Annotated in this window: 15 protein-coding genes and 1 CRISPR repeat array (1 of these 16 running past the window's edge); of the genes, 2 read left to right on the top strand and 13 right to left on the bottom strand. The window is 44.3% G+C overall.

Annotated elements, in window-relative coordinates:
• A CRISPR array of direct repeats spans nucleotides 1–7,969; the repeat unit is 37 nt; unit sequence GTTTCAATCCCTGGTAGGGTTTTAGGTTGTTTTCGGC; it reaches 4,448 nt to the left of the window's first position.
• Between the two features lie 254 nt (nucleotides 7,970–8,223).
• The 11 genes from cas2 to cas3 form a co-directional block, all read right to left on the bottom strand.
• The gene (cas2, locus tag QT990_RS06025) at nucleotides 8,224–8,496 is read right to left on the bottom strand and encodes a CRISPR-associated endonuclease Cas2 (RefSeq protein ID WP_333140106.1); all 273 of its coding nucleotides are present in this window, start codon (nucleotides 8,494–8,496) and stop codon (nucleotides 8,224–8,226) included.
• A 15-nt stretch (nucleotides 8,497–8,511) separates the two neighbouring features.
• On the bottom strand, nucleotides 8,512–9,516 hold the full coding sequence (gene cas1d / locus QT990_RS06020; RefSeq protein ID WP_333140108.1) for a type I-D CRISPR-associated endonuclease Cas1d: 1,005 nt from the start codon (nucleotides 9,514–9,516) through the stop codon (nucleotides 8,512–8,514).
• A 22-nt stretch (nucleotides 9,517–9,538) separates the two neighbouring features.
• Entirely contained in the window at nucleotides 9,539–10,132 is a 594-nt protein-coding gene (cas4, locus tag QT990_RS06015; RefSeq protein WP_333140110.1) for a CRISPR-associated protein Cas4, read from the bottom strand.
• A gap of 578 nt (nucleotides 10,133–10,710) precedes the next feature.
• The gene (gene cas6 / locus QT990_RS06010) at nucleotides 10,711–11,553 is read right to left on the bottom strand and encodes a CRISPR-associated endoribonuclease Cas6 (RefSeq protein WP_333140112.1); all 843 of its coding nucleotides are present in this window, start codon (nucleotides 11,551–11,553) and stop codon (nucleotides 10,711–10,713) included.
• 343 nt (nucleotides 11,554–11,896) lie between these two features.
• Complete coding sequence (gene cas5d / locus QT990_RS06005; protein ID WP_333140114.1) at nucleotides 11,897–12,604, bottom strand: type I-D CRISPR-associated protein Cas5/Csc1; 708 nt, start codon at nucleotides 12,602–12,604, stop codon at nucleotides 11,897–11,899.
• 5 nt (nucleotides 12,605–12,609) lie between these two features.
• A complete protein-coding gene (gene cas7d, locus QT990_RS06000) occupies nucleotides 12,610–13,623 on the bottom strand; it encodes a type I-D CRISPR-associated protein Cas7/Csc2 (protein WP_333140116.1) in 1,014 nt (337 codons plus the stop codon).
• Between the two features lie 81 nt (nucleotides 13,624–13,704).
• Nucleotides 13,705–17,190, bottom strand: coding sequence for a type I-D CRISPR-associated protein Cas10d/Csc3 (cas10d, locus tag QT990_RS05995; protein ID WP_333140118.1), 3,486 nt, complete (start codon nucleotides 17,188–17,190; stop codon nucleotides 13,705–13,707).
• Nucleotides 17,191–17,193: 3 nt separating this feature from the next.
• Nucleotides 17,194–17,625: a type VII toxin-antitoxin system HepT family RNase toxin gene (gene hepT / locus QT990_RS05990; protein WP_333140120.1), complete on the bottom strand. Its 432-nt coding sequence runs from the start codon at nucleotides 17,623–17,625 to the stop codon at nucleotides 17,194–17,196.
• Entirely contained in the window at nucleotides 17,622–18,071 is a 450-nt protein-coding gene (mntA, locus tag QT990_RS05985; protein ID WP_333140122.1) for a type VII toxin-antitoxin system MntA family adenylyltransferase antitoxin, read from the bottom strand. Before mntA ends, hepT begins: the two co-directional genes overlap by 4 nt.
• Before the next feature lie 210 nt (nucleotides 18,072–18,281).
• On the bottom strand, nucleotides 18,282–18,476 hold the full coding sequence (locus QT990_RS05980) for a hypothetical protein (RefSeq protein WP_332980042.1): 195 nt from the start codon (nucleotides 18,474–18,476) through the stop codon (nucleotides 18,282–18,284).
• Nucleotides 18,477–18,757: 281 nt separating this feature from the next.
• Nucleotides 18,758–20,950: a type I-D CRISPR-associated helicase Cas3' gene (gene cas3 / locus QT990_RS05975; protein WP_333140124.1), complete on the bottom strand. Its 2,193-nt coding sequence runs from the start codon at nucleotides 20,948–20,950 to the stop codon at nucleotides 18,758–18,760.
• A gap of 97 nt (nucleotides 20,951–21,047) precedes the next feature.
• On the opposite strand from cas3, the gene QT990_RS05970 reads away from it, so the two are divergent.
• Nucleotides 21,048–21,914, top strand: a complete 867-nt coding sequence (locus QT990_RS05970; protein WP_333465028.1) for a WYL domain-containing protein — start codon at nucleotides 21,048–21,050, stop codon at nucleotides 21,912–21,914.
• 174 nt (nucleotides 21,915–22,088) lie between these two features.
• On the opposite strand, the gene QT990_RS05965 is transcribed toward QT990_RS05970, so the two are convergent.
• Nucleotides 22,089–22,304 (bottom strand): hypothetical protein, encoded by a 216-nt coding sequence (locus tag QT990_RS05965; RefSeq protein ID WP_172188518.1) that lies wholly within the window; start codon nucleotides 22,302–22,304, stop codon nucleotides 22,089–22,091.
• A 251-nt stretch (nucleotides 22,305–22,555) separates the two neighbouring features.
• On the opposite strand from QT990_RS05965, the gene grxC reads away from it, so the two are divergent.
• Nucleotides 22,556–22,870 (top strand): glutaredoxin 3, encoded by a 315-nt coding sequence (grxC, locus tag QT990_RS05960; protein ID WP_333239750.1) that lies wholly within the window; start codon nucleotides 22,556–22,558, stop codon nucleotides 22,868–22,870.
• A gap of 130 nt (nucleotides 22,871–23,000) precedes the next feature.
• Here grxC and menD read toward each other — a convergent pair whose 3' ends face one another.
• Entirely contained in the window at nucleotides 23,001–24,980 is a 1,980-nt protein-coding gene (menD, locus tag QT990_RS05955; RefSeq protein ID WP_333308084.1) for a 2-succinyl-5-enolpyruvyl-6-hydroxy-3-cyclohexene-1-carboxylic-acid synthase, read from the bottom strand.
• Nucleotides 24,981–24,994: the final 14 nt, after the last annotated feature.

Here is a 24,994-nt window from a genome sequence, read left to right as displayed (position 1 = left end):
AGCTTTACTCGAGTTTCAATCCCTGGTAGGGTTTTAGGTTGTTTTCGGCTTGATTTAGGTTTCTAGTTTCTAGTTTAGGAGTAGTTTCAATCCCTGGTAGGGTTTTAGGTTGTTTTCGGCTTGATTTAGGTTTCTAGTTTCTAGTTTAGGAGTAGTTTCAATCCCTGGTAGGGTTTTAGGTTGTTTTCGGCCTGGCACTGATTATTGGTTTTTTTATACCAGTGATGCGTTTCAATCCCTGGTAGGGTTTTAGGTTGTTTTCGGCCTTAGCTCTATGTTTGGAAGCACGGGCAAATTGAGTTTCAATCCCTGGTAGGGTTTTAGGTTGTTTTCGGCATTTGTTTGTTGGTTTAGAAGGATTTTCTTCTTCTGCGTTTCAATCCCTGGTAGGGTTTTAGGTTGTTTTCGGCTGGATACGTTTTTGTAAAGCTTGTCGATGATTATCGTGTTTCAATCCCTGGTAGGGTTTTAGGTTGTTTTCGGCAGTCTTTACGGCTGTCGGCGGCAATCCCACTGGTTTATAAAAGTTTCAATCCCTGGTAGGGTTTTAGGTTGTTTTCGGCGTTAATAAAGGCAATTCGTTCGCAGACTAATATTGATGTTTCAATCCCTGGTAGGGTTTTAGGTTGTTTTCGGCTGTTTTCGTCAACCCAACAAAACTCAACTTTTTCTCCAGTTTCAATCCCTGGTAGGGTTTTAGGTTGTTTTCGGCGTTAAAAAATCTCAGCGAATTAGAGAGTTAGAAGTCGGTTTCAATCCCTGGTAGGGTTTTAGGTTGTTTTCGGCGAGCCAGGGCCGATCGATCGGAAAATTCTGTGTAGAGTTTCAATCCCTGGTAGGGTTTTAGGTTGTTTTCGGCTGCCCGAATTACAGTTTCCCCAACTAGGCCAATGTTTCAATCCCTGGTAGGGTTTTAGGTTGTTTTCGGCTTAGCGCTGAAATTGTATCCGCCAAGCGGTATCAAGACGTTTCAATCCCTGGTAGGGTTTTAGGTTGTTTTCGGCTTTCGTGAAGTGTCAAGGTTTTCGATGTTTCTGTTTCGTTTCAATCCCTGGTAGGGTTTTAGGTTGTTTTCGGCTTGACTGGTTATTTGCTAGCGGAGCAAAGATAGGATTTGGTTTCAATCCCTGGTAGGGTTTTAGGTTGTTTTCGGCCTGGGCCCAGTATCCACCTATTGTCGCAACGATGTTTCAATCCCTGGTAGGGTTTTAGGTTGTTTTCGGCTCTTGGTCAACAAGGATATCGTACAGTTTTTGTTTTGTTTCAATCCCTGGTAGGGTTTTAGGTTGTTTTCGGCAATGCTGGGCAAAGCTCCTGAGAAAGTTGGAAAGGTGGCGTTTCAATCCCTGGTAGGGTTTTAGGTTGTTTTCGGCGTAGGCGTTAAATCCATATACTGTAAGGATTCCGTTTCAATCCCTGGTAGGGTTTTAGGTTGTTTTCGGCGAGAATCATAAAACCCGGTACATTACCGATGTCGAGTTTCAATCCCTGGTAGGGTTTTAGGTTGTTTTCGGCCATTATCCGGCGGTGAACTTGATGAAGGTTATGCTGTTTCAATCCCTGGTAGGGTTTTAGGTTGTTTTCGGCGCACTGTTTCTGTATTTAATATCGAGTTAATAAGGTTTCAATCCCTGGTAGGGTTTTAGGTTGTTTTCGGCAAGGGTAATATCATCAGTCTTTATTATGGATGATATGTTTCAATCCCTGGTAGGGTTTTAGGTTGTTTTCGGCGATGAGAGATTATTTGAGATTAACGTAATCTCCTACGTTTCAATCCCTGGTAGGGTTTTAGGTTGTTTTCGGCTGAATACCATTTAATTAAATCATCATTAGCGTGATATGTTTCAATCCCTGGTAGGGTTTTAGGTTGTTTTCGGCGAGAGTGAATAACAATCACTAATTATTCCCTGTTGCTCGTTTCAATCCCTGGTAGGGTTTTAGGTTGTTTTCGGCATTACTATTAAGAATACCCGCAAGAAACACGCTATTGTTTCAATCCCTGGTAGGGTTTTAGGTTGTTTTCGGCATTTCGATAGTTTGCATGGAATTGATGGCGGTAGCGGTTTCAATCCCTGGTAGGGTTTTAGGTTGTTTTCGGCCCAACTACACCGGGCTAGACGCTAGAAACCGAAAGTTTCAATCCCTGGTAGGGTTTTAGGTTGTTTTCGGCCTGCATCAGGGAATGATTTACCCAATCAATCAACTGGTTTCAATCCCTGGTAGGGTTTTAGGTTGTTTTCGGCGTTTTCGGCTACGCCGAAGTAGAAAATGAAGAGTACACAGTAAGTTTCAATCCCTGGTAGGGTTTTAGGTTGTTTTCGGCTCCTCACTCACTATCGAAGTGATTTGAAAATATGAGTTTCAATCCCTGGTAGGGTTTTAGGTTGTTTTCGGCCTAGATCAAGTTCAAACGGGTGGGGTAAATTTACTGTTTCAATCCCTGGTAGGGTTTTAGGTTGTTTTCGGCTAAACGGAAGCGAAGACCAAGTGTATGACTGGATGAGTTTCAATCCCTGGTAGGGTTTTAGGTTGTTTTCGGCTCTAGCTCGAATACCTTACCGTCCTCTAGCTCTATCAGTTTCAATCCCTGGTAGGGTTTTAGGTTGTTTTCGGCTAGACCGCTTGCTACGTTCAAAAGGATTATCGATTCAAGGTTTCAATCCCTGGTAGGGTTTTAGGTTGTTTTCGGCGCTCGATCGGCGCAAAGGTATCCGTTTCAAGGGAAAACCGTTTCAATCCCTGGTAGGGTTTTAGGTTGTTTTCGGCGTGTCGCCGACAACCTGGAAAAGCACTTATACAAATACACTTAAGTTTCAATCCCTGGTAGGGTTTTAGGTTGTTTTCGGCGATCGACTATCAACTGGCAAGCTTTTGATAGCGCTAGATGTTTCAATCCCTGGTAGGGTTTTAGGTTGTTTTCGGCGCTCCAACTACTAGCATCCCGTGTCCTGGTTTGCGTTTCAATCCCTGGTAGGGTTTTAGGTTGTTTTCGGCGAGATTGCTCTCGCGACTCCCAGTAGTTATTTTCAAACTTGTTTCAATCCCTGGTAGGGTTTTAGGTTGTTTTCGGCCCTGTTATCGTTGCTCAAAAGTCGCTCGATCGACGTTTCAATCCCTGGTAGGGTTTTAGGTTGTTTTCGGCTCTCGTGGAGAATTTCTTCTCCAAATGTCGCTAGAAGTTTCAATCCCTGGTAGGGTTTTAGGTTGTTTTCGGCCTTCGGCGCTGCTGAATCTGCCTATCAAATGGCGCGAACTCGTTTCAATCCCTGGTAGGGTTTTAGGTTGTTTTCGGCTTTTCAATGAAAAAACGAGCTGTGTATAAACGAAGTTTCAATCCCTGGTAGGGTTTTAGGTTGTTTTCGGCAGAAATTGATTGTCAGCACATAGCGTCAGATGTATTGTTTCAATCCCTGGTAGGGTTTTAGGTTGTTTTCGGCAAGTCAGAAGTTCCCCGCAAGGTTCGCTCTGTCGCCGTTTCAATCCCTGGTAGGGTTTTAGGTTGTTTTCGGCTCTGCCTCAAAAACTGCTTCTTCAGCCTCTAGTGTTTCAATCCCTGGTAGGGTTTTAGGTTGTTTTCGGCGAAATCCAATGAAGTATGCAACCTGGTACAGGGCTATTGTTTCAATCCCTGGTAGGGTTTTAGGTTGTTTTCGGCAATGTATGCCCTTCATCAAGAAGGTCTTGTGCAGATGTTTCAATCCCTGGTAGGGTTTTAGGTTGTTTTCGGCTCAATTGTAGAGTCTGTTGTAGGGGAAATTGCAGGTTTCAATCCCTGGTAGGGTTTTAGGTTGTTTTCGGCATGGAGCAGGAGGCTGAAAATTGTGGATTAAATATTTGTTTCAATCCCTGGTAGGGTTTTAGGTTGTTTTCGGCGTGAGGAATGGGAGAAAAAGTTCAATTCTAATAGTTTCAATCCCTGGTAGGGTTTTAGGTTGTTTTCGGCCTTGCGGATTTGCCCGAATTACAGTTTCCACATCGCGGCCAATGTTTCAATCCCTGGTAGGGTTTTAGGTTGTTTTCGGCATGGATTGATTATATACGCAGGTGAAGAAGCCAAAATATACGTTTCAATCCCTGGTAGGGTTTTAGGTTGTTTTCGGCATATCAGTTATTGTATAAGAATCAAGGAAAACACAGGAGTTTCAATCCCTGGTAGGGTTTTAGGTTGTTTTCGGCATAGCAAGTTATGCTGATTTTGCTAAAGCTGTAGGTTTCAATCCCTGGTAGGGTTTTAGGTTGTTTTCGGCTACCAGAACATACCAAACTATCTAGACTATCGCTTAAGTTTCAATCCCTGGTAGGGTTTTAGGTTGTTTTCGGCCAAAAGATTGTAGATGCCCATGAAAAATATCTTCGTTTCAATCCCTGGTAGGGTTTTAGGTTGTTTTCGGCTGTGGGTTCAATCAGTGCGATCGGCTCATTACTGGTTTCAATCCCTGGTAGGGTTTTAGGTTGTTTTCGGCTTCACTCTAAATCTGATTACCAGTTAAGGGGTGTGTTTCAATCCCTGGTAGGGTTTTAGGTTGTTTTCGGCAACGCACTGCACGGTACAGAGTCTAAATGGGAGTTTGTTTCAATCCCTGGTAGGGTTTTAGGTTGTTTTCGGCCTTACTTACCGTCCTCCTGGTACAAGGGAGAGGGTTTCAATCCCTGGTAGGGTTTTAGGTTGTTTTCGGCTGGAGGATTGGGAAGATCCTTCAGAAAGCCTTGTTTCAATCCCTGGTAGGGTTTTAGGTTGTTTTCGGCTGCTAGCTGTTTTATGGGCAGAAGTCAAAAAATTAAGTTTCAATCCCTGGTAGGGTTTTAGGTTGTTTTCGGCCCGGCTTAAGACAATTTCTCACGGGCATTTCACACGTTTCAATCCCTGGTAGGGTTTTAGGTTGTTTTCGGCTCAACGCCACATTTGGAAACCCTAGAGAAGTGGTGTTTCAATCCCTGGTAGGGTTTTAGGTTGTTTTCGGCGTGTCAAAGAAATGAGAATAGAAGCATATTTTGTGTTTCAATCCCTGGTAGGGTTTTAGGTTGTTTTCGGCGTAAGGGTTGCGAGCAAGGCTCAAGGAACGGGCGGTTTCAATCCCTGGTAGGGTTTTAGGTTGTTTTCGGCTTTGGTCAAGCATCCCTTTTACTCCTTATAATTTTTGTTTCAATCCCTGGTAGGGTTTTAGGTTGTTTTCGGCGCTTTTGGAATAATATCGTCAGCGCCGCTGGTGTTTCAATCCCTGGTAGGGTTTTAGGTTGTTTTCGGCCAAATGGGCTAGGTGCTATGTCTGGCGCACCAGGGTTTCAATCCCTGGTAGGGTTTTAGGTTGTTTTCGGCGGCGCACCAGGAACTTTAGGCGAAAAGATTAAAAGGTTTCAATCCCTGGTAGGGTTTTAGGTTGTTTTCGGCCTAACGGTCTTTTTCCGATTTCTGCTAGTAATTTGTTTCAATCCCTGGTAGGGTTTTAGGTTGTTTTCGGCCATAAGTTTGATGCTACAGCTTTTGGAATTGCTGGTTTCAATCCCTGGTAGGGTTTTAGGTTGTTTTCGGCACTAGGTTTTGCCCCTGTTAGCTCCTTAATTTTGGGTTTCAATCCCTGGTAGGGTTTTAGGTTGTTTTCGGCAAAAATCGGGGGTGCGTGAACAGTTGCTATATAATTAAGTTTCAATCCCTGGTAGGGTTTTAGGTTGTTTTCGGCTTTTTTCTCTGGAAATTTATTTCTAATCACCGAATCGCCGTTTCAATCCCTGGTAGGGTTTTAGGTTGTTTTCGGCAAATTTAAATCGATTCAAGCCGATTTTAGTCGGTGTTTCAATCCCTGGTAGGGTTTTAGGTTGTTTTCGGCTCTATGTCTGCTTTGCTTTTTTTCGATTTAGATGGGTTTCGTTTCAATCCCTGGTAGGGTTTTAGGTTGTTTTCGGCTTGGCGTTTGGCTAGTAGGAAATAATGATGCTGCGTTTCAATCCCTGGTAGGGTTTTAGGTTGTTTTCGGCCTTTTCGTCTTGTTTTTCCAAAAGAGCAAAACTATCATGTTTCAATCCCTGGTAGGGTTTTAGGTTGTTTTCGGCACTTTCTGAAAATATATTACAAACATCTGGATTAAGTTTCAATCCCTGGTAGGGTTTTAGGTTGTTTTCGGCAGCTAGCCGCCGTCATCGGTTTAGAAGAAGCAGTCATCTTCGTTTCAATCCCTGGTAGGGTTTTAGGTTGTTTTCGGCCAAATCTGAAAGACCCGGTTGACTCTAGCCACGCTAGTTTCAATCCCTGGTAGGGTTTTAGGTTGTTTTCGGCTGTAATTAAAGTTCTCGCATACGATGGTTAACAAATGCAAGTTTCAATCCCTGGTAGGGTTTTAGGTTGTTTTCGGCAAGCCGCACCGCCACGGGCACGGAGACGCCCCACCCGCCGAGTGTTTCAATCCCTGGTAGGGTTTTAGGTTGTTTTCGGCAATTTAAGAAAAAGTGCCAGTACGGGGAATTTGAAGTTTCAATCCCTGGTAGGGTTTTAGGTTGTTTTCGGCATGTTCTTTCTGTTCGGTAATATTGCCCCATTGCCTGTTTCAATCCCTGGTAGGGTTTTAGGTTGTTTTCGGCCATACCTTCAAAACACCAGTGATAGGATCGCGACCCTGTTTCAATCCCTGGTAGGGTTTTAGGTTGTTTTCGGCGCGGTTACAGGTAGCGCACAATACCCCAAGGATGCCGGTTTCAATCCCTGGTAGGGTTTTAGGTTGTTTTCGGCCCTCAACCGAAGGTTGCCACGAACAGCGCTAACTGTGTTTCAATCCCTGGTAGGGTTTTAGGTTGTTTTCGGCGATGGCAGCAATCAGACTGGAGAGCCAAAATTTTACGTGTTTCAATCCCTGGTAGGGTTTTAGGTTGTTTTCGGCCTGTACCCACGCCCGTGTACCCACGCCTACACCCGTTGCAAAGTTTCAATCCCTGGTAGGGTTTTAGGTTGTTTTCGGCAGAGAACACGCTTGCTCTCATGCGCTGGTTGGCACAGTTTCAATCCCTGGTAGGGTTTTAGGTTGTTTTCGGCCTTTCGTGTCACCAGCTAAATCAGAAGGTAAGTGTTTCAATCCCTGGTAGGGTTTTAGGTTGTTTTCGGCTTCCCTACATCCCAAGAAGGAAGATTTAGTGGATGCTCTAAGCGTTTCAATCCCTGGTAGGGTTTTAGGTTGTTTTCGGCGTACTAAGATTTGGATTCGTGGTGGCACCGGAGTAGGGTTTCAATCCCTGGTAGGGTTTTAGGTTGTTTTCGGCTTCCTCAGTTGGTGCAGTTTTAGAAGTAAATAAGTTTCAATCCCTGGTAGGGTTTTAGGTTGTTTTCGGCCGATGCGATTAAAGCCAAGCTGACGGGGGGGAATGTTTCAATCCCTGGTAGGGTTTTAGGTTGTTTTCGGCTTTCGATAGTTTGCATTGTGTGGAGGCGGTAGCGGTTTCAATCCCTGGTAGGGTTTTAGGTTGTTTTCGGCCATCAATCCCTGTTTCTTCCAGAATTCGATCGCCCTCTTGTTTCAATCCCTGGTAGGGTTTTAGGTTGTTTTCGGCTTGCTGCTGTTCATTGCTATCTTTTTTGATTGGCTGTTTCAATCCCTGGTAGGGTTTTAGGTTGTTTTCGGCTCCTACACGCGCACTGTCAGCAAATTAGTTAATTCCGGTTTCAATCCCTGGTAGGGTTTTAGGTTGTTTTCGGCCTAGGGTTTTGTTCCGTCCGGGCGTGGGAATTGGTGGTTTCAATCCCTGGTAGGGTTTTAGGTTGTTTTCGGCCATTGAGCAAATTGCCAATTTCACAAACTCTCTGTTTCAATCCCTGGTAGGGTTTTAGGTTGTTTTCGGCCCACTGGCTCCCAGTTGGTCGATTTACGATCGCTTGCGTTTCAATCCCTGGTAGGGTTTTAGGTTGTTTTCGGCAGACGGCGGGCGAATTGAGCTTTCTGTTGGGTATCTGTTTCAATCCCTGGTAGGGTTTTAGGTTGTTTTCGGCCGCCGGGGTCTGGGAGGCTTGAAATATAAGGTTTTCAAGGTTCAGTTGCGTCTGACTGCAATCAATATACCGTTTCAACGATCGCCCTGTCAAGGGGGCAAAATTCAAATAGACCTCAAACTCTCTCCCAGTAAAGGTTTCAGCATTTGCGTCTGACCCGCATGAGGTACAAACCACTGCAAACCCAGTCCTAGTAAAGCTCTCAGCCATTAAAATTCACCCCCTCAGTTTAACACCTACAGCCAGACGCAAAATCAAACCATAAAGATCGTAGTATCCAGCGGTGCCCGGCCGCCAATCCGCTCGATCTTGCCCTGACAGCAAGCACACAAATAGTGAAACAGGATGCTGTCTTCTTCCGACTTAATCACCCTACTCAGACGTTGGCGCATCCGGGCATACTGAGTATCCGTCACCTCGCAATGAAACACCGAATACTGCTTCCATTCCCCATAAGACTTGAGAATCTTGTGAATCTTAGTGCGGCGCTTGTCCTCAGAAATATCATAGCAAACCAAAACAAACATAATTTAATTGCCTCCCTATTTAAGAATCAAAGGCGGATACTTATCAACTTCACCCATCAAATACTTAGCCATCAGCCGCCCTTGAATTTCAAAAGCTTCTTGATAAGTGCACAACTTTCCCATCACAGGATGCTTAAACGTTGACTGCTTCTTTTCTTCGTAAAGTCGCAAAAAAATGTGCAGCGCTTCTTTTGTCAAAGAAACCGCCCCGCTCAACGGTTCTGCCGTAAAATCATTAGGCGAAACTTTCTGCAAATTAATCGCCTTCAACACTACAGCATCAACAACCAAAGGTCGAAATTCTTCCATCAAATCCAGCGCTAAGGAAGGACGGCCATAGCGCTCAAAATGCAAATATCCCAAATACGGATCGAATCCCACAATATTCACCGCACTTTGAACATCGTGCCGCAGCAGAGAATATCCCAAACTTAACAGAGAATTTACCGGGTCAGTAGGCGGACGGCGGCGGCGAACTTCAAAGCTAAATTCCGGCACGCGAATCAGTTGATTGAAGCAGCCAAAATAAGTCGCACTACCCGCCCCCTCCAATCCTCGCAGAGAATTAATACTCGAAGTTTTCTCAATAGACGCGATGACTTGTTTCAATTGGGCAATGGGCTTTTCAAAATCTTGGGGACAATATTTGCGCTGACATTCTAACAAAGAATTGCGGTAATTCTTGAGCTTTCCCCGTACAAATCCTCTAACTAAATGCACCGATTTTTCCGATTCACCAGCCGCTTGCCACTGAGCTTTTCGCACAAAAATATTTTTCGTCATCTCCGGTTCCAACCTCCCCAAATAACGTCCGTTTACAGTCAAAAAACTTAAAGGAATGTGACGTTCCAACAGTTCCACAACCACAGCCGGCGAAACTGTAGCGCGTCCCAATGCAACAACACCATCAATCTTAATTAATGGCACGTCCAACAGATTTTTTTTGTCAGCTTTAACTGTCAGACGTTCATCGACTTTGCCAATAAAAGCATCTTCTTGAGTAATGTAAACTGTTCCCATTGTGAAATCTCCTATTTGCAGGTTAACTTGCTTCTTGATAGCGGTTGACTTTGGCGGCAGCTTGGGGCAGACATTGGGGAAAAAGACTGCATCCCGTACACCGAGCGGTGTAAACTGGTAAAGGGATATTTCCCGATCGCCAAAGAGCACCGACTTTTTCAATAGTGGCGATCGCATCCTGTCTCAATTGCTCAGAAATCTCCACTAATTGCCGCTGATGCGATTGCGCGTAATACACATATCCAGCCGCAATAGTTTTCCCCGTCATCTCCTCTAAACAAAGCGCTTGAGCGCAAACTTGCAACTCATCATTATCCCATTCCCCCTTCCGTCCCCGCTTGTATTCCACGGGGTAAATCTCACCCTCAGCCGACTCAATCAAATCCGATTTACCAATCAGTTTGTAGCGCTCGGATTTCAGCCAAATCGCCCGCACCTGCCAAGTTTCATTGCGGTTAATTTCGCCCATCGTGTGAACGCGATCGTGCAAACTTGTCCCTTCAATGGTATACTGATTATCGGTGAATTCTCCCGCACAAGACATTCGCCAACAGCGGTGAGGACAGTAAGAATACTGGTTGAGAGTTGCGATCGAAATGTAATCAGAATCGTTCATTTTTTTGATGGTTTGTAGGAGATTAGTAATGGGGAATTAGCAACAGGCAAGATGCCTGTTCCACAAGAGTCTACTCGTTCCCAGGCAGAGCTTGGGAACACAGATCCGGAGGCTCTGCCTCCAATTTTCCTCCCTGAGCAAGCGAGGCAGAGCCTCTGGATATCGGTTCCCAGGCAGAGCCTAGGAACCAGTTATTTGAGGAATTAGTGAGCCGCCAGTCCGCCAGGGGTTGAAACCCCTGTCTCATAGCTAAAGTCGGTTGAAACTGAGATATTGCACCATTCTCAATTAGCCGTAGGGGCGGGTTCGCCAACAGCCTTAAAGCTTGCAAATAGGTTCTATAAACCCGCCCGCTCCCACGAAAAATCCTCTTATTGAGATTGCTGCAAGATGTCGGTTTCAACCGACTGAAGAAGTAATTTAATCATTGATGATATTTTGAGCTTATCGGTAACAGTAAGCGCAAAGGTTGAAGCCGACTGAAGAAGTAATTTAACCATTCATTCTTGCAGTCCTCTTCAGAGGACTTTAGCTATTAGGCAGGGGTTTCAACCCCTGGCGGACTATGGGTTTTACGCTCAGTTATCAAGAACTTTTTTAACAACTATTCGCCTAGTCATTCCCATCCCCATCGGAGTTTTTCTCCCTACCCCGCAGTAAACAGCAAAATCAGCCAAAGCATTAATTTGCTTAATCACTAAGGGCTCCACATCTCCCAAAATCCGATAGCTAACCTCCCCAACCATGCCAACAAAATCGCTTTGATAGTTAGTCAATTTTTCACTTCGGATATTGACAAATGTCGAAAAAAGTGCATCGAAGGAAAGATCGGGAAGTGCGATCGGGCTGTACTTATTCCAGCGACTAAGGAGACTATTAAAAACGCAGTCTCTAGTAGGAATCACGGAATCAAATTTGCCCTGTCGAAAGGTAGTAGGAGTCGCAAAACTGAAGGCAATTAAGCGATTGGTTTCAGAAGCGCGATCGTACAGTTGAGAGTAATCGCAAGCATTAGCCCAAGGCTGATCTACTTGGGGCGTTCCGAGAATCTTGGTAATCATCAAATCGGCGGGGCCGAGATGCCACGGCTTCGAGGGATTGAGGTTCAGCCAAAGCTGAGTTAACTTGCCGAATAAAGTGTCATCAAGGAGAGTAATTCGCCACCAACAGAGGGTGTGTTCTGGAATCGGTTCTGTGTGTTCCCATTGCAGGAAATGGTGTTTTTTGAAAGGGCATTTTTTAGTTTGCAAAGGGCTGAGGGTGAAGGATTTTTGGGCGGCGGCATCGTGGAGGCGATCGCCGAGTTTTTTGTCAACGGAGCTCACGAGGGTGAGGAAGAGGGCGTGCAGGTGTCTGCCGGTGAGGTATCCGGGGGGAATTGGGGCCAGGGGAAGGATGTTGAGGACGAGGCTGTGTGGCATATTTGGTTAATGGTTGGTGATTGTTGAAAGCATTGCAGACCACCAGGAAATGATATGATTTGCGATCGATTACCGATAATATTGTAGGGGCGGGTTTACCAACAATATCTGCCAATAATTGACAATCTCAAAAACCCGCCCCGGTCGGGGTATTACGGTCAAGCCAAGGGATATCATATGATAGGATATGGGAACGATCGACCATAATTGAAGATCGGGGCGGGTTTACAGAATCTCTCGTTTTTATTACAGATATTGGTGAACCCGCCCCTACAGGAATTATGGTAAATTGCTCGTTCCCAGGTTCTACCTGGGAACGCATTTCTAGAGGGTCTGCCTCCTATTAATCTGCCCGAAAGCGGTATTCCATACAAGCGGGAATTTTGAGTGGCTCAAACTCGTAATATCGCCCTAGCATTTTGACATTTTGGATGAGGCTAACCGGAGGCATATTAACCACATCGTAGCTAATCACTTGATGGGAAAACATCACATCTAAAGGATTTAGCAGATAGGGAAAATTTAAGTTAGCTTCAGAAGTCGAGCGCTTCACTTCCTTCTGTTCTAGGATTTCGACTGCTGCTTTGCTCATCCACTTTCCCAACCGTATCCACTTTGCCAGTTTCAGAGACTTCTCTGAGATTATGAAAAACTCAAATTTGCTTTCCGGCGCAATTTCTTTGGTTCTGCCAAAACTAGGGATATTTTTCTGAGTTTTCTCCATCTCAACGTGATAGTTGTTGTTGGCATATTTCCAAGTGTTGAGGGTAGAGGAGTGAGAAATAGATCGCCCCGGAGTAACATAAATCCCCTGTTGGTTGAGCGCCGTTAAATGCGTCTCGTATTTAGGAACTTGTTCGGGACAGAAATAGCGATAGGAATCTTCTTCAGAAACGGTGGTGGAATAGATTTCGCTATCCACCAAACCGAGGGCGTAACAAAGCGCGTAATTGTGAATTACCGGCTCTGTTTCGTAAAGTCTCCCTATCTCGCGAGTTGCAAAATAAAGGCTATCGTGCAACTCGATTTGACAGCGGTAAATAAAAGTCATGGTTGTTACTCCGCTGCTGCTGTAGCTCCTGCCTTACCCTTGATATGCTTCTTCGCGTAAGCTTTAGCCTCGTCATCGGCTTTCTTCAACATTTTTTTGAGTTCATCTTCATTGCCAATAACAGCTTTAACCTCTGTCACTAATGGTGTAAACTTATCCCCAATAAAGTCTTCATGCACGATAAATTCCTCAGACAGTAACGTTTGGATAGCAGCCCTAGCAGCCATAATCACATCATCTTCATTGAGAGGGTTGTTGGAATTAAGTTTATCGTCACCCTGCAATTTGTCGTAAATTGCTTGCGTCCAGCGGAGGTTACTGGTAATTTCGCCGTCGGCAAATACGACACCAATTAACTCATTTCTGACTCGACCTGTGCGGGTCGTTTGAGCGCCATAGTGTCTGGTTCTGAGGATGTTGTTGAAAACATACAAAAAACTAGCTTCTGTAGGGTCTTTCAGGGTGACAATGCTAGGAAAGAAAATCTGGGGTTTGATGTGGTCTTGCTGATTGATGCGACTGGTAACTTCGCCTGGTTTAGAACCTGCTTCACCCTTAGATGCCATTGTGCCATTCTCAAAGGGAGCATTGAGGGTAAAAGTCTCGTGAGATTCATCAAAAGCGGTAATTGAAAATGCTGTGTCAACTACTACTTTTGATTTTTCTGAACCAGAGTCACCGATCGCAAATCCGTAGATAATGCAATCAGGATTATTCATTGCAAACTTGACATTGTATTCGCAATCTTCAGCGGTCATAAAACCATAGTTACGCAGCAGCTCGCGGCCGACTAAACGTTCTGGTGTAGATTGCTTGCGCTTAAACATGGTAAGGCGGCTGATAGGTTTTTGATCTTCAATCCCGGCCCTAACTCGCGCTTTATTTAGTTCTCCATCTGTCTGAAAGAGAGGATAAGATTCGGTCACTCGTACAGTCAGGAAGTGGGCATATTTTCCCATTGGTTTGTAAGGAATGCTGGCATGAAATAATTTAGCATCAAGGGTTTTCAAGAAAGGCATGATTTGTCTCCTAAGTGAAATTTGTAGTTAAAATGTTACTGGTGCAAATTGCGTGTAGCTTGTCAAACACTAGCTTCAGCTTTAATTGTCAGATTCTTCCTGAGATTCGTCACCGGATTTGTCATCTCTAGCGCGATTTTCTTTGTCATTCTCTAAACGATAAATGAATTCGCAGGTATCTCGGATTAAGTTGATTTGGCGGCCGGCTAAACGGGCCCGATCGCCCGCAAATGATTTCTCAAATACCTCCTCAACAAAGTAGCGACCAAACTCTAAAATTGCCTGTCTTTCTTCCTCTCGATTGCTGAAAATCCAGCGTCCTTCCGCAGTAGAAGAGTGAACGCGATCCATGAGCTTTGAAACTTCAGCAGCAACTGTCAACACTAAAGATTCACCTTGACAACTCAGATCGGCTTCAAGGATAGTTTTAGAAGCAATATCAATCGGTTTCAGCACAGCATTTGCCTTGGGATTATATCGCTTACTTGCACGGTAAAATCGGCGATACAATTCCGTCAATTTTTGGGGGTGGTTTAAACTTGATGCGCTTGTCACAGTCAATCGTTCCTCTTCATGATTATATTGGGCATAAGCGTCAAAACAAGGGTAAAAATGATAAGCATAAAGCTTGATTTTTTGAATTGACGCCGTTTCATTTTTCTGTTTCCGCACCCACTTACTGAGGTAGCTAAACACATAAAGAGGGCTGGTTTCAAAATCAGTGGCGAGTTCAGTTAATTTTCCCCAGTTGGAGTCATAGCCGGACTTCCCCTGTTTCGCATTAACATCAAGATGAATGGCATAAGCAGCAGTTAAAACATTCAAAGGTGCAGGATAAGATTTGCCGTTTTCCTCCCATCCTTCTAAGATATAGTCGAGGCGAAAGCGATCGCGCTTCGTCAAAACCCTAAAAGCTGGCGGTGCGCTATCTAGAAATACGCTTTCTTCAAAGTCTGCACCGTCATTAAATGGCGGAATAGGCGACTCTGAAACCACAGTTTTGACATCCAGAATCATGGGAAATGCAAACGCTAACCAAGCTGGCATAATCCAAGATTCTGTATCAGTTATTTTTTTATCTTTCCCTTTTTTCTCAGGAGGCAATGCCATAAAATAAAAGGTAAGCGGTTGATTTTCGGGATAAGTAAGCTTGAATGTCTTGTCCTTTTTACCTTCCGCTCTTTCATCCAAATGAAAGACATCTACACTTTGATAGCGGCTCAATTCAAAATTAGCCTGAAGTTCCTTGCTAATAAAGTGATTGCGAACTCCCGTATCGAAGCGAGTTTGGAAAATATTATCGTAAGCCTGATGCAAAAATGCGTTCGTTTCAGGGGTGCAGTAATAAGTCGGATAAAAGTAGAGGTATCGGTATTTAGCATCCTCAAATCGTCCTCCAATTTCCTGAGTTTGGCTCATTAAAATCTGCCGCAGCATCATTTCGATGCCAGCAATACTGGAAATATTGCGTTTAGCATTAGAGCCTCCCAGCATTTGCTTGTTAGTATAAACTTGTGGCGTGAATAAAACGGCTGATTCCATTTGTTCGGTAACGGTATAAGCCGAGTGAGAAATCGAACAAACTAACTGTTTTCCCCGTCCCGATTTTTTAGCGGCTTGATAACGTTCTAACTCATCTAAGAAAATCTGACCTGAGATTGGCTCTGCTTCTGGTGTTTGCAACTTTACAACTCGCGTCACCCACAGCCGCAAATCTTCCCAACCATCGGGGATATTGTATTCAGACAAAATTGGCTGAATTAAAGTTGTAATATGTGCAATCAACTCCTCACCAACTGGACGTACATCCTCAATGCTAGGGTGATGTTCTATATATTTAGCGGCTAAATAGTACCATTCGTAAGGAACTCCGCCCGTATTGCCTTTAAGTTTGTGTTCTTTGAGGCTTTCATTAATCCGTTGAATTTCTCGGATAGTTGGCAGGTGTTCTGAGAGATTCCAGAACTCTGCAACTTCATGAATTAAGTTTTCGGGAGTTAAATCAATTGCTGGTAGTTTGAGTAATTCTGGATCTTTCTTACGTTCCGCGTCGCGCTTCTTGCGTTCCGCTTCCATTTTAGCAACGCAATCTCCCCAGATTTTACGACTCACTGCGTCCCCAAATTCAGCAAGTTGATCTATCCGAATATCATCTGGAAATCGAAAGTTATAATCAGCCGATAAAATTTCCTGTTTTTGGAACTTTACAAGATTATCGCTGCGGTCTTTAGTAACAGGCTTTTTTCCATCTTTCAGAATCCTCAACGTTGCTTTAAGTGCAACTTTCATCAAATCAGGGATGTCGAAAAATAAATTGTAGTAATCGGCATATTTCATGCCTTTACCATCTCGACTAAAGCCTGTTTGTCTGTCTTCTAGTTCTTTGGCACAGAGAGATTTGATTTGATTGACAACTCGATCGGGTATGCTATCCACTGTCACAGAAGGTGCATTGCGGTGTGTCAAATAAATGATACCTGTTGGTAAATACAGCAGTGGCTCATAGTAATGAATATCCTCTGAATTTATTTCAGTATGGGCATTCATTACGGCATTATTGACAATATTGGTGAGGACACCGCGATTTTCAGCAATGCTGTGATAGGAGAGTTTTAGTTGTCTGTCACTGACTTGACCAATCACATTATTCACACCTGGTTTAAGAGCGTCTTGAGGATGTTTGATAATGGATGCTAAACGGTCAGCGAGACAAGCTAATTTTGCTAATTCAACCAGTTTATCTCCTTCCAGTTGAGGCTGAAGTCCACTGTGTATGGAAAAATTCCAGTTGGTATCCGATCGCGTTTGAGCGTTGTAAGCGATGCAGAGTAAATCATCAAGATACTCGCGATAGGCTTCTGGATAGTTGGAATTAATTAATCGATCCAGATTGAGGTCGCGAATGATGGCATCAATAATTTCTCGATGTTCTGGGATTGACAAATCGCGGATTTTATTATCCTTGTTTTTCTGAAAATCTTTGTATTTCTGCGACATTTGCGGAAATCTGCAATAATCAAATTTCTCAAAGTCGTGGAGAATGAAAGCAGCAACGAGTAACCGTCTTTCTGGTTCGCGAATCACGCGCTTAACGGTTGTATTCAATTTTTCTAGGCGCTGTTCGATTAAATTAGCCGGGAAAAGTCCGTTAAGTAAATGAGTATTTAGGGATTGATCGGCGGCATTTCTCCTGTTCATCACTTTGCCTTTTGCTGCGAGTTCCTGTTCTTTTGCTTCGATCCATTTACCGCCTTTAGCAGTAACGCCGATCGCCACTCGCAGCAGATTTGGCAGAACATACTCGGCAAAATCAGCCATGATGGGGTCATTGGGATTTTGAGCCAAGATTGCCGAGCGCAAAAGCTTGACGGTAATTAACTCTTGTTGGGGCGGCTCAATATCGCGATCGGTACTTTCAAAACTCAACCCCAAATCATCATCATCGTCTTCTTCTTCCAAATCATCCTCTTCCAAATCATCAAACTGTTCAACATTCAAATTCTGTGGTGCGTCAAAAAGTGATAGTTGTATAAATTCTGACTCGGTTGGTTTATTCTTCTTGGCCATTTTCTACTTCCTCCTAGAATTAAGATATTCAGTGATTTGTTGGATATAGCTCGGATATTGATTTAATGCTGCTTGAATACCATTGAATAGCTCTACATAATTTATCTCCAAATATCTGTGAGCTAAAATATTACGGAGTCCTGCTGACAGTGCTAAATCTGTCGCAAGTTCAGGGGTGATAATTCCATATTGTCCAGCCTTGACAAAAGAGTCTTTATTGGAGAGAGGCTGAATATTTTTGTCGCGACTTAGGATATGCTCGTTGATATCGATCGCAGCTTGAGCAATTAATTCCATAATTCGCTCCGAAATTGTTTTATGGTCAAAACTACTCAAGTAATTTTCTAAACTCATTCCTCGAAAGCGCCTTAATTCTAGAAGATAATTACCAATAAACTCCAATCTGCTTAAAACAACTGTAGGCTCAATACTCATACTACATCCCATTTCTTCAAAAACAACTCAATTTTATTCCGAAGCTCCCACTCTGTTTGCTTCAGTTCTGAATCGCTCATCAAAGCCTTTTGTTTGAATTTTTCAAATTCTCCCGGTTCGCTTTCATACAAAACCTTGCCATCACGAGCGACAAAATGAGCAATAAGTGAGGAGCATCTGTTTAGCTCAACAACATCAATTTCATCACTGTTGATTTCAAAAATTTCGCCGAGTTTTTGAGGAACCTCAAACCAAGCAAAAGCACGCTCTCCAATGCAAGCTTTCCGTTTGTCTTCATCATAGAGTGTGGCAAAATCCCAGTCACTTTTAGCATGAGTTTTTCCTGTTGCTCTAGATCCAAACAAAACTAACATTTTGAGGTAAGGAATTTTTTCTTGAAGTCGTGAATCAAGGATCTTCATATCAAATAGAGATTGAGTGTTCATAGCAGTTGTGAAAAATTAGGTTGTAGAAAGAAAAGGGAAGCTTTCGCAGAATAAAATTTTTTCAGAGTTTGCAGTTTTGTTGACAAGTGACTTAACCAGCCATTTTTTGGGGGTTGAGACTACCTATGTCTGTACTTAACGCCGCAAGCTACCGATGAGCTTCCCTTGTGAATGAAGAGACTCTTTCAGAAGTAAAGAGTCTCAATAAAACTATGCACTCTTGGCTAAGGCCATCTGGTAGACGTAAACATTGTGAGCAACGCGAACAGTTTCAATGTCGTACCCGTCATCCTTGCGGAGCGACTCGACAGCCGCACTGAACCTGTGAGTTATGGGTATCAACTCTTCTTTGGAGTGAGGTTTTCCGTCTAACAGAAGTTGCAAAATTCGCTGTTTTTTACTCATGTGAGCCTCCTAACTAAATTTATCTGACGCTAACACCTGTCCATAGGCCAAATCAAGGGATCGCTTAAAAAATTAAAGTTCAGACTTATACAACAGTCGAATATGTCAGTATTTACTAAACTTGTCCTCTACCGCGTGTTACCCTTATGTTTGAGCGGGGTAAGACCAAAAACATACTTGGTCTAAATCCCTATCAGGGATTGAAACGAATACGTCTGCACTTACTGGCGTAAGCTTCCTCTCCGTCTCACTCACCCAAATCCCTATCAGGGCTTGAGCTTTCAACAAATCCACGTTTCACCCCCTTTACTCTTGATCCGATAAGCGAGAGTATCCAAAAGCAGGGCCGATTGACCGAAGGCCACCGAGTAAGGTGCTCCGGGTTCGTGCCTACCAGACTCGTCAATTGGGTAGATCTGAAAGTGCATGGGCAATTGCAGCCGTTTTTTAGCTTCCTGAACCGGATAGCGGATGACGTAACTCACCAAACCACGCAATTTAAGCCGCTTGTTAATTTCATTAATCCAGCGATTTCCCGGCTGCAAAACCTGAATACCCAACAAAACTTGAACTTTCCAAGCATCTGCAACTTCGCCCAAATCTCCGGGATAGATAAATTTCCAATTGATTCGCTCCTCTCGATAAATTTGCAATTTCATAAAGGCTAAACAACGTTCAAAACGTCCTTTAGGGATGGGTTGACCTGTCCGTTCTGCGGTTTCTTGCAGCAGTCGCATATAAGCGGCTTCTGTCATAGGTTCAATTTCCAAATTGCTCAAAATTCCCGGCAAATCGTAGGTCTTAAATCGGTCTGCTTCGTTTCGCTCGGTGAGGTCGTACAAACCACACTGAAGAGAACTCGAACCTCGAAAACTGCAAGCATCTTCGGCAATGGGATTTCCAGTTTTTTGTTTCGATAACTCCTGCCATTCTATTGTCCATTTCTTGACGCAACCTCTCACCCTTCCCAAACTGGTGTCAAAGACTTGTTCGCAATCTTTCTTAAATGCTTTATGACTTTCTGCAAATTCCCGTTTGATGGTTTCGTGAGCTAATCCTTGACTGCTGCTGAGCAAAACTGACTGCACCCCGGCCCACCGTTTGTAATAGCCTCGGAAATCATTGATTTTGCGGTAGTTATCGCGGATTTGAGCGTGGAAGTTAGGACGATCGTAAATACCATCTGCTACTAGCGGTTCATCCTTGTCTTCAAATAGTCTTGCTACTAAAAAGTTAGGTGTGAGAGCATAAGCTGTAAACTGATTAAATGCTATCTTTTTACCATCTTTTTCGTGACTGTCATGGCGTCCCAGCCGTCCCAGTCGCTGAATGAAACTGCCTGCATCCGCAGATTCAAAAATTAAGAAATTAATTTTGAAGTCAACGCCGACATCAATGGTGCTAGTTCCCAAAATTAAGTCGGCTTCGAGCGATCGCTCTTTATCTCCTTTCCCCGTCAAACTGGTGTTTTCCTCAACTCTGAGAGTATGCAAGAATTCCTTAAATCTGGGAGTTAGACGCTTGACGGCTGCAATTGAATTGAGAATAATCGCTCCTTTACTACCCGGATGCTGCCGAAAATAATCTTCGATTAAATTGCGATTTTCCCAAAGCCAAGTTTCGGTAGCTTGATAGGTAGGTTCCAGAGAAATGAAAGTTAAAGAAATTGCTCGCGATACTTGCCGCCATCCCTCTGCTTGTAATTCAAGATTTTGGCTTGCTGTATCTGGAAACCGATATTTGTTCTCTGTCAGCGGATCAATGATCTTCGGTTGAAAACCAGCTTTCTGTAAAAGCTGAATTAATTGTTCATCTGGTGTTGCTGACAGAAATAGATACTTTTTGCGGCCGTTGGTGTGCTTAATCAACAGCATGGTGTTGATAACGCTGGCAATTTGCGGAGCAGTGAAAACGTGAAATTCATCGAAAATGAATAACTTGAATCTAGTATCGATCGGACTCCACAGCTTATTCGGACTATCTTTGGGAGTTAAATAAGCATGGCGGTGGAGGTAGTGAAAAATGTCAGGATTAGTAAGAATTATTTCAGATTGCTGAGTGCGAGTGGCGATCGCCTCCCACTTTTTGATGTTTTCACTTTCGGCGTAAATTTCTAACTCCGGGCCACTCAGTCTCGAAACTCGCAAGTCATCAACGAGTTTAAACAACTCCAGGTATTGCTTAATTTGGATTTCTTGGTCGCGAGCTAGTTCATTTGTTGGGTACAGTCCAATGACATTGTAATACCCTTGGAGTATTCCTTGGAGAAGTGTTTCTAGATAAGCCGCCAAGCTTTTACCGTCGCCGGTCATCGCGGTATTGATAATGACATCAATATTCGGATCGCGAATTGCCTTTAAAGTTTCGAGTTGATGCCAAGAGAGTTTCCAATTTTCCGGTAATTTGACTCCCTTGGGAATTTCCGCAGCGGGACAGGAGTAAACGGATTTGAGAGTAATTTGGTAATCGGACATATGCTGAATCTGTGTCCGTAGAAACTGGATATTTCCCATATTGACACCGACAATAGAGATAATCAAGCCTGTACAAGAAGAAAGTGTCCGTATATTTATGAGTCGCAAAGGTCAATCGATCACCCTATCGGTTTCTGAACGAGATAAAGCCCAGTTGGAAGCCTTGGCCCAAGAATTCGGGAAGACGTGGGGCGATCGCCCGAACATATCCAAACTGATAGAAGCGATCGCCCGCCGCCAACTGACGATCGCCCCCAACCACGACTGGCCGGAAACGCGCATCCAAGCCCTAGACATCGCCCGACAGCAATTGCTTGACTTGGGCAAAATTGATGAAGCGCTGGCAATTGCCCAATTGTTGAGCGATCGCAGCGAACTGACCCTCCCTTTCCGGGCCCAAATCGATCAGTTTTTGAGCAACCCATTACCTGCTTGGCGGCAAAAAATCGATAATTTTATCCACAGACACCAACCATTTCGCCTTTCCTATCGAGATGCTGCTGATCGACTTTGGAGTTACACAGTCTTACACGCTCGGATTGTCCCTATTGAAAAGCGACAGTATTTAATGTGCCGCTGCGAAGAATCTGAGGGAAATCAAGACGTACCGGGACTCGAACACAACTGGACGCTGCTGCTCGATCGCATTGAAGATGCTGCGGTGATGTCGGTCGATCAAACATGGTTGCCCGATTTAGAGCGAATATCCGTAGAGTTTCACTTATTTGGCAGGCTTGCCTTTAACTACAGACGAAAGCAAGGCGATGTGGAAGTCAGCGACTTAGAAGGCGATCCGCCAATGAGACGAGTCACCCGTCCGATTTTCAATACCTTCTGGTTTTTCCGCGAAATTGCCCCCTATTGGGAAGATTGCGCGATCGCCTCTCCAGACAGCGTGCGCGATCGATTCCAACAAAAATTGATCGCCCTCTGCCGCCAGTACAACCTGGAAATCCGCGATTAGATCAAAAAAAAAGCAGCCTGTAAAGGCTGCTTTGACAAATAAACCGTTGTTGAGTTAGAGGAGAAAACTTTAAATCGAATTCAAATTACCGCTGTTTCCACTCCTGCCTGAGTTTCCACTATTTTCATCTACCGCTGACTCACCTTGCCTTCAGAACAAAACTTCAAATCCCGATTAGAATGCTGCTGAAAGTTCGTTGACTACTTGGACTCGGCCTCGGAGCACCGCCCGCAACAAGCGGTTGACACAGCCTCTGTCTTCGTCATTCAGAGAGTCGTCGAAGGTGGCGGCCATCAAACCGTAGCGATCCGCCAGAGTCAAAACGCCTGTATCCGTTACAGAAGCGAGGATTTCAGAGATAGCGCCGGGGAGGAGTTGTACGGGGTGCATGGCAGTGCGGTTGAATTCGATATATTTATCATCTTCTGGTTTCCTCAAAATATCAGTGATATTAATAAGGGCGCGAAGGTGATTGTCAGGGGTCAAAGCAAGTGATCCGAGTAGAGTCAAGTTGTGACTTCGGTCACAGGGCGATCGCCCGACAGCTTAAAACCCACCTCTGGCAGATGCGCCCATACCAGCGGAATTTATACATTGGGTATGATTTCTAAATGAGTTCCACCCTTAGCCCCGTAATGAAAATGCTTGATTTTCTCAATCCCATCTTGGGCCGCAAGCCCGATCGCATCAAAGCCAATGTGGAAATCTATACTTGGCAAACCTGTCCCTACTGCATCCGCGCCAAAACTTTGCTGTGGTGGAAAGGCGTAAATTTCACGGAATATAAAATTGATGGCGACGAAGCGGCTAGAAAGGCAATGGCCGATCGCGCTAACGGACGCCGCAGCGTACCCCAAATTTTCATTAATAAGCAACACGTAGGCGGCTGCGATGACATTCACAAACTCGATGCAGATGGAGAGTTAGATTCGCTGCTAGCTCAACCAGCAGTTTAAACTGAGATATTGCAGCCTTCCCAAGAACAGGCAAGATGCCTGTTCCACAAAGTGTGAATTTTCTGCTTGTGGGGAGTAGGGGTTGGGCCGAAGAGCCCGCCCCCGAAAGGCTTATTGACAAAAGTCTTGACTACAAATCTTTGGCAAATTTACCTAAATTATCTTGCCGCCATTTAGCATCCGATCGCCTGTCTGTTTGCAATTCTAAGACGCGAATCCCGCTATTTGGCAGCAAATTTAATTTTTCTTTGAACAGTTCCCAATCCTCAATTACCTCGTGTTCCACGCCATAAGTTGCACACAACTGAGCAAAATTTATCTGCTGTGGCGTGGCAAAAAACTCTTCAAAGGGCGGGTCAAATTTGGCAACTGGCAACATTTCAAAAATTCCCCCGCCGTTGTTATTAATTAATATGATTGTCAGATGACCAACAAATTTATTTTTAATTAAAAAACCGTTTGTATCATGCAAAAGTGTTAAATCCCCTGTTAGCATGATGCTGCTTTGATTGCGGTGAGCAACTCCCAACGCTGTTGATAATGTGCCGTCTATACCGTTAGCGCCGCGATTGAAAAACGGCTTTATTTCTAAGTTGTTCGGCTTCCAGAAAAACTCTACATCTCTGACGGGCATACTGTTGGCAATAAATATCGGTGTTGCTGGTGGCAAAATTTGGGAAAGCAGCCAGGAAACTTTGGGCTCGATTATGTGGTTAATTGTTGCTATTTTTTGGTCTATTGTTTGTCTGACTTGGATTTCGGTGTTGTGCCAAAGTTGGAGGTATTCGTTTGAGGGAGAGGTTTGAACCCCCCCTAACCCCCCCTTGCTAAGGGGGGGGACTGGAGTTGATTTGTCCTTGTTTAGGGGGGGGATTTGAGTTGATTCCCCCTTGTTTAGGGGGGGGATTTGAGGGGGGATATTAGTGGTAGCAGGGGCTCGATCCCCCCCTAACCCCCCCTTAATAAGGGGGGGGACAAGAGTTGACTCGCCTTTGTTCAGGGAGGGGACTTGAGTTAATATAGTTGCGAGATTAGTTGCGAGATTTTCTACGGAGGTTCGCAGGTGAATTGTTTGGCCGTGTAGGGGATCGAAATTGTGGTGGCTGGGGTCGATTATGTAGCGTTTTGGTTGGGTTTTGTCTAGCCAGTTTCGCAGTTCTTTGCTTGTGGGTAAGTCTCCGATTTGAATGGCGATTTCTGGGGTTAATTTATCTGCTAGTTCGCGGTTTCGCAGGATTAAATCGTAGGTGGAAATTAGATGGGGGTTTAGTTGGGCGTAGTTTCTGACTGGGGATAGTCCTTCTGCTAAAACTGGCCAGTTTAAGGATTTGGAAATTTGGCCGATCGCACTACAGTATTTTTCGGAAAATTGAGGCTGTGCAACGCCTGCAATAATTATGCCTTTGCTGCACTTTTGCCATTGTTGCATGGTACTTTCTTCTCCCCCCCTTAACAAGGGGGGGCTGGGGGGGGTAGAGCTTTCTCCTGCGAAAATGGGTTCTAATCCTGCAAAGAAATGTTCGGGATTGAATTGTGTTTCTAAAGCTTCTACAGCTATGTCTGGAACGGGTACCAGCGGGTCACGAAAGGGGATGTTGAGGTGGACGGGGCCGGGTGTTGGAAATTGCGATCGCTCCCAAGCATACACGATCGTCTGCCGCAGATAGTCTAGCATTCCTCTGGATGCAGAAGGTATCGCTAATTCGGCTTGCCAGTTCGGGTAATTGCCGTATATTTTCACTTGATCGATCGCTTGTCCGGCGTGACAGTCCCGCAGTTCGGGAGGTCGATCGGCTGTGAATATTAGCAGCGGAATTCGACTTTCTCTGGCTTCTATTATCGCAGGATAAAAGTTAGCGGCGGCGGTTCCTGATGTACAAATTAGTGCTGTTGGTAAACCGGATTTTTTGGCAATTCCTAATGCAAAAAAGCTGGCTGAACGTTCGTCAAGTATGGGAATAGTTTCTATTTTGTTGTTCAGGGCAAAGGCAATTGTTAGCGGTGCCGATCGCGAACCGGGACAAATCACGGCGGTAGTTAATCCCAACCGCTGCAATGTCTCTGCTAATATTGAAGACCAGAGAGTGTTTGTGTTGCGAAAATCAATCATTTTTCTAATATATT

Source organism: Microcoleus sp. T3_B1 (assembly GCF_036700445.1).
Classification (GTDB): Bacteria; Cyanobacteriota; Cyanobacteriia; order Cyanobacteriales; family Microcoleaceae; genus Microcoleus.
The sequence above is the reverse complement of the archived record's forward strand: the minus strand, read 5'-3'. Positions and strand labels throughout refer to the sequence as shown.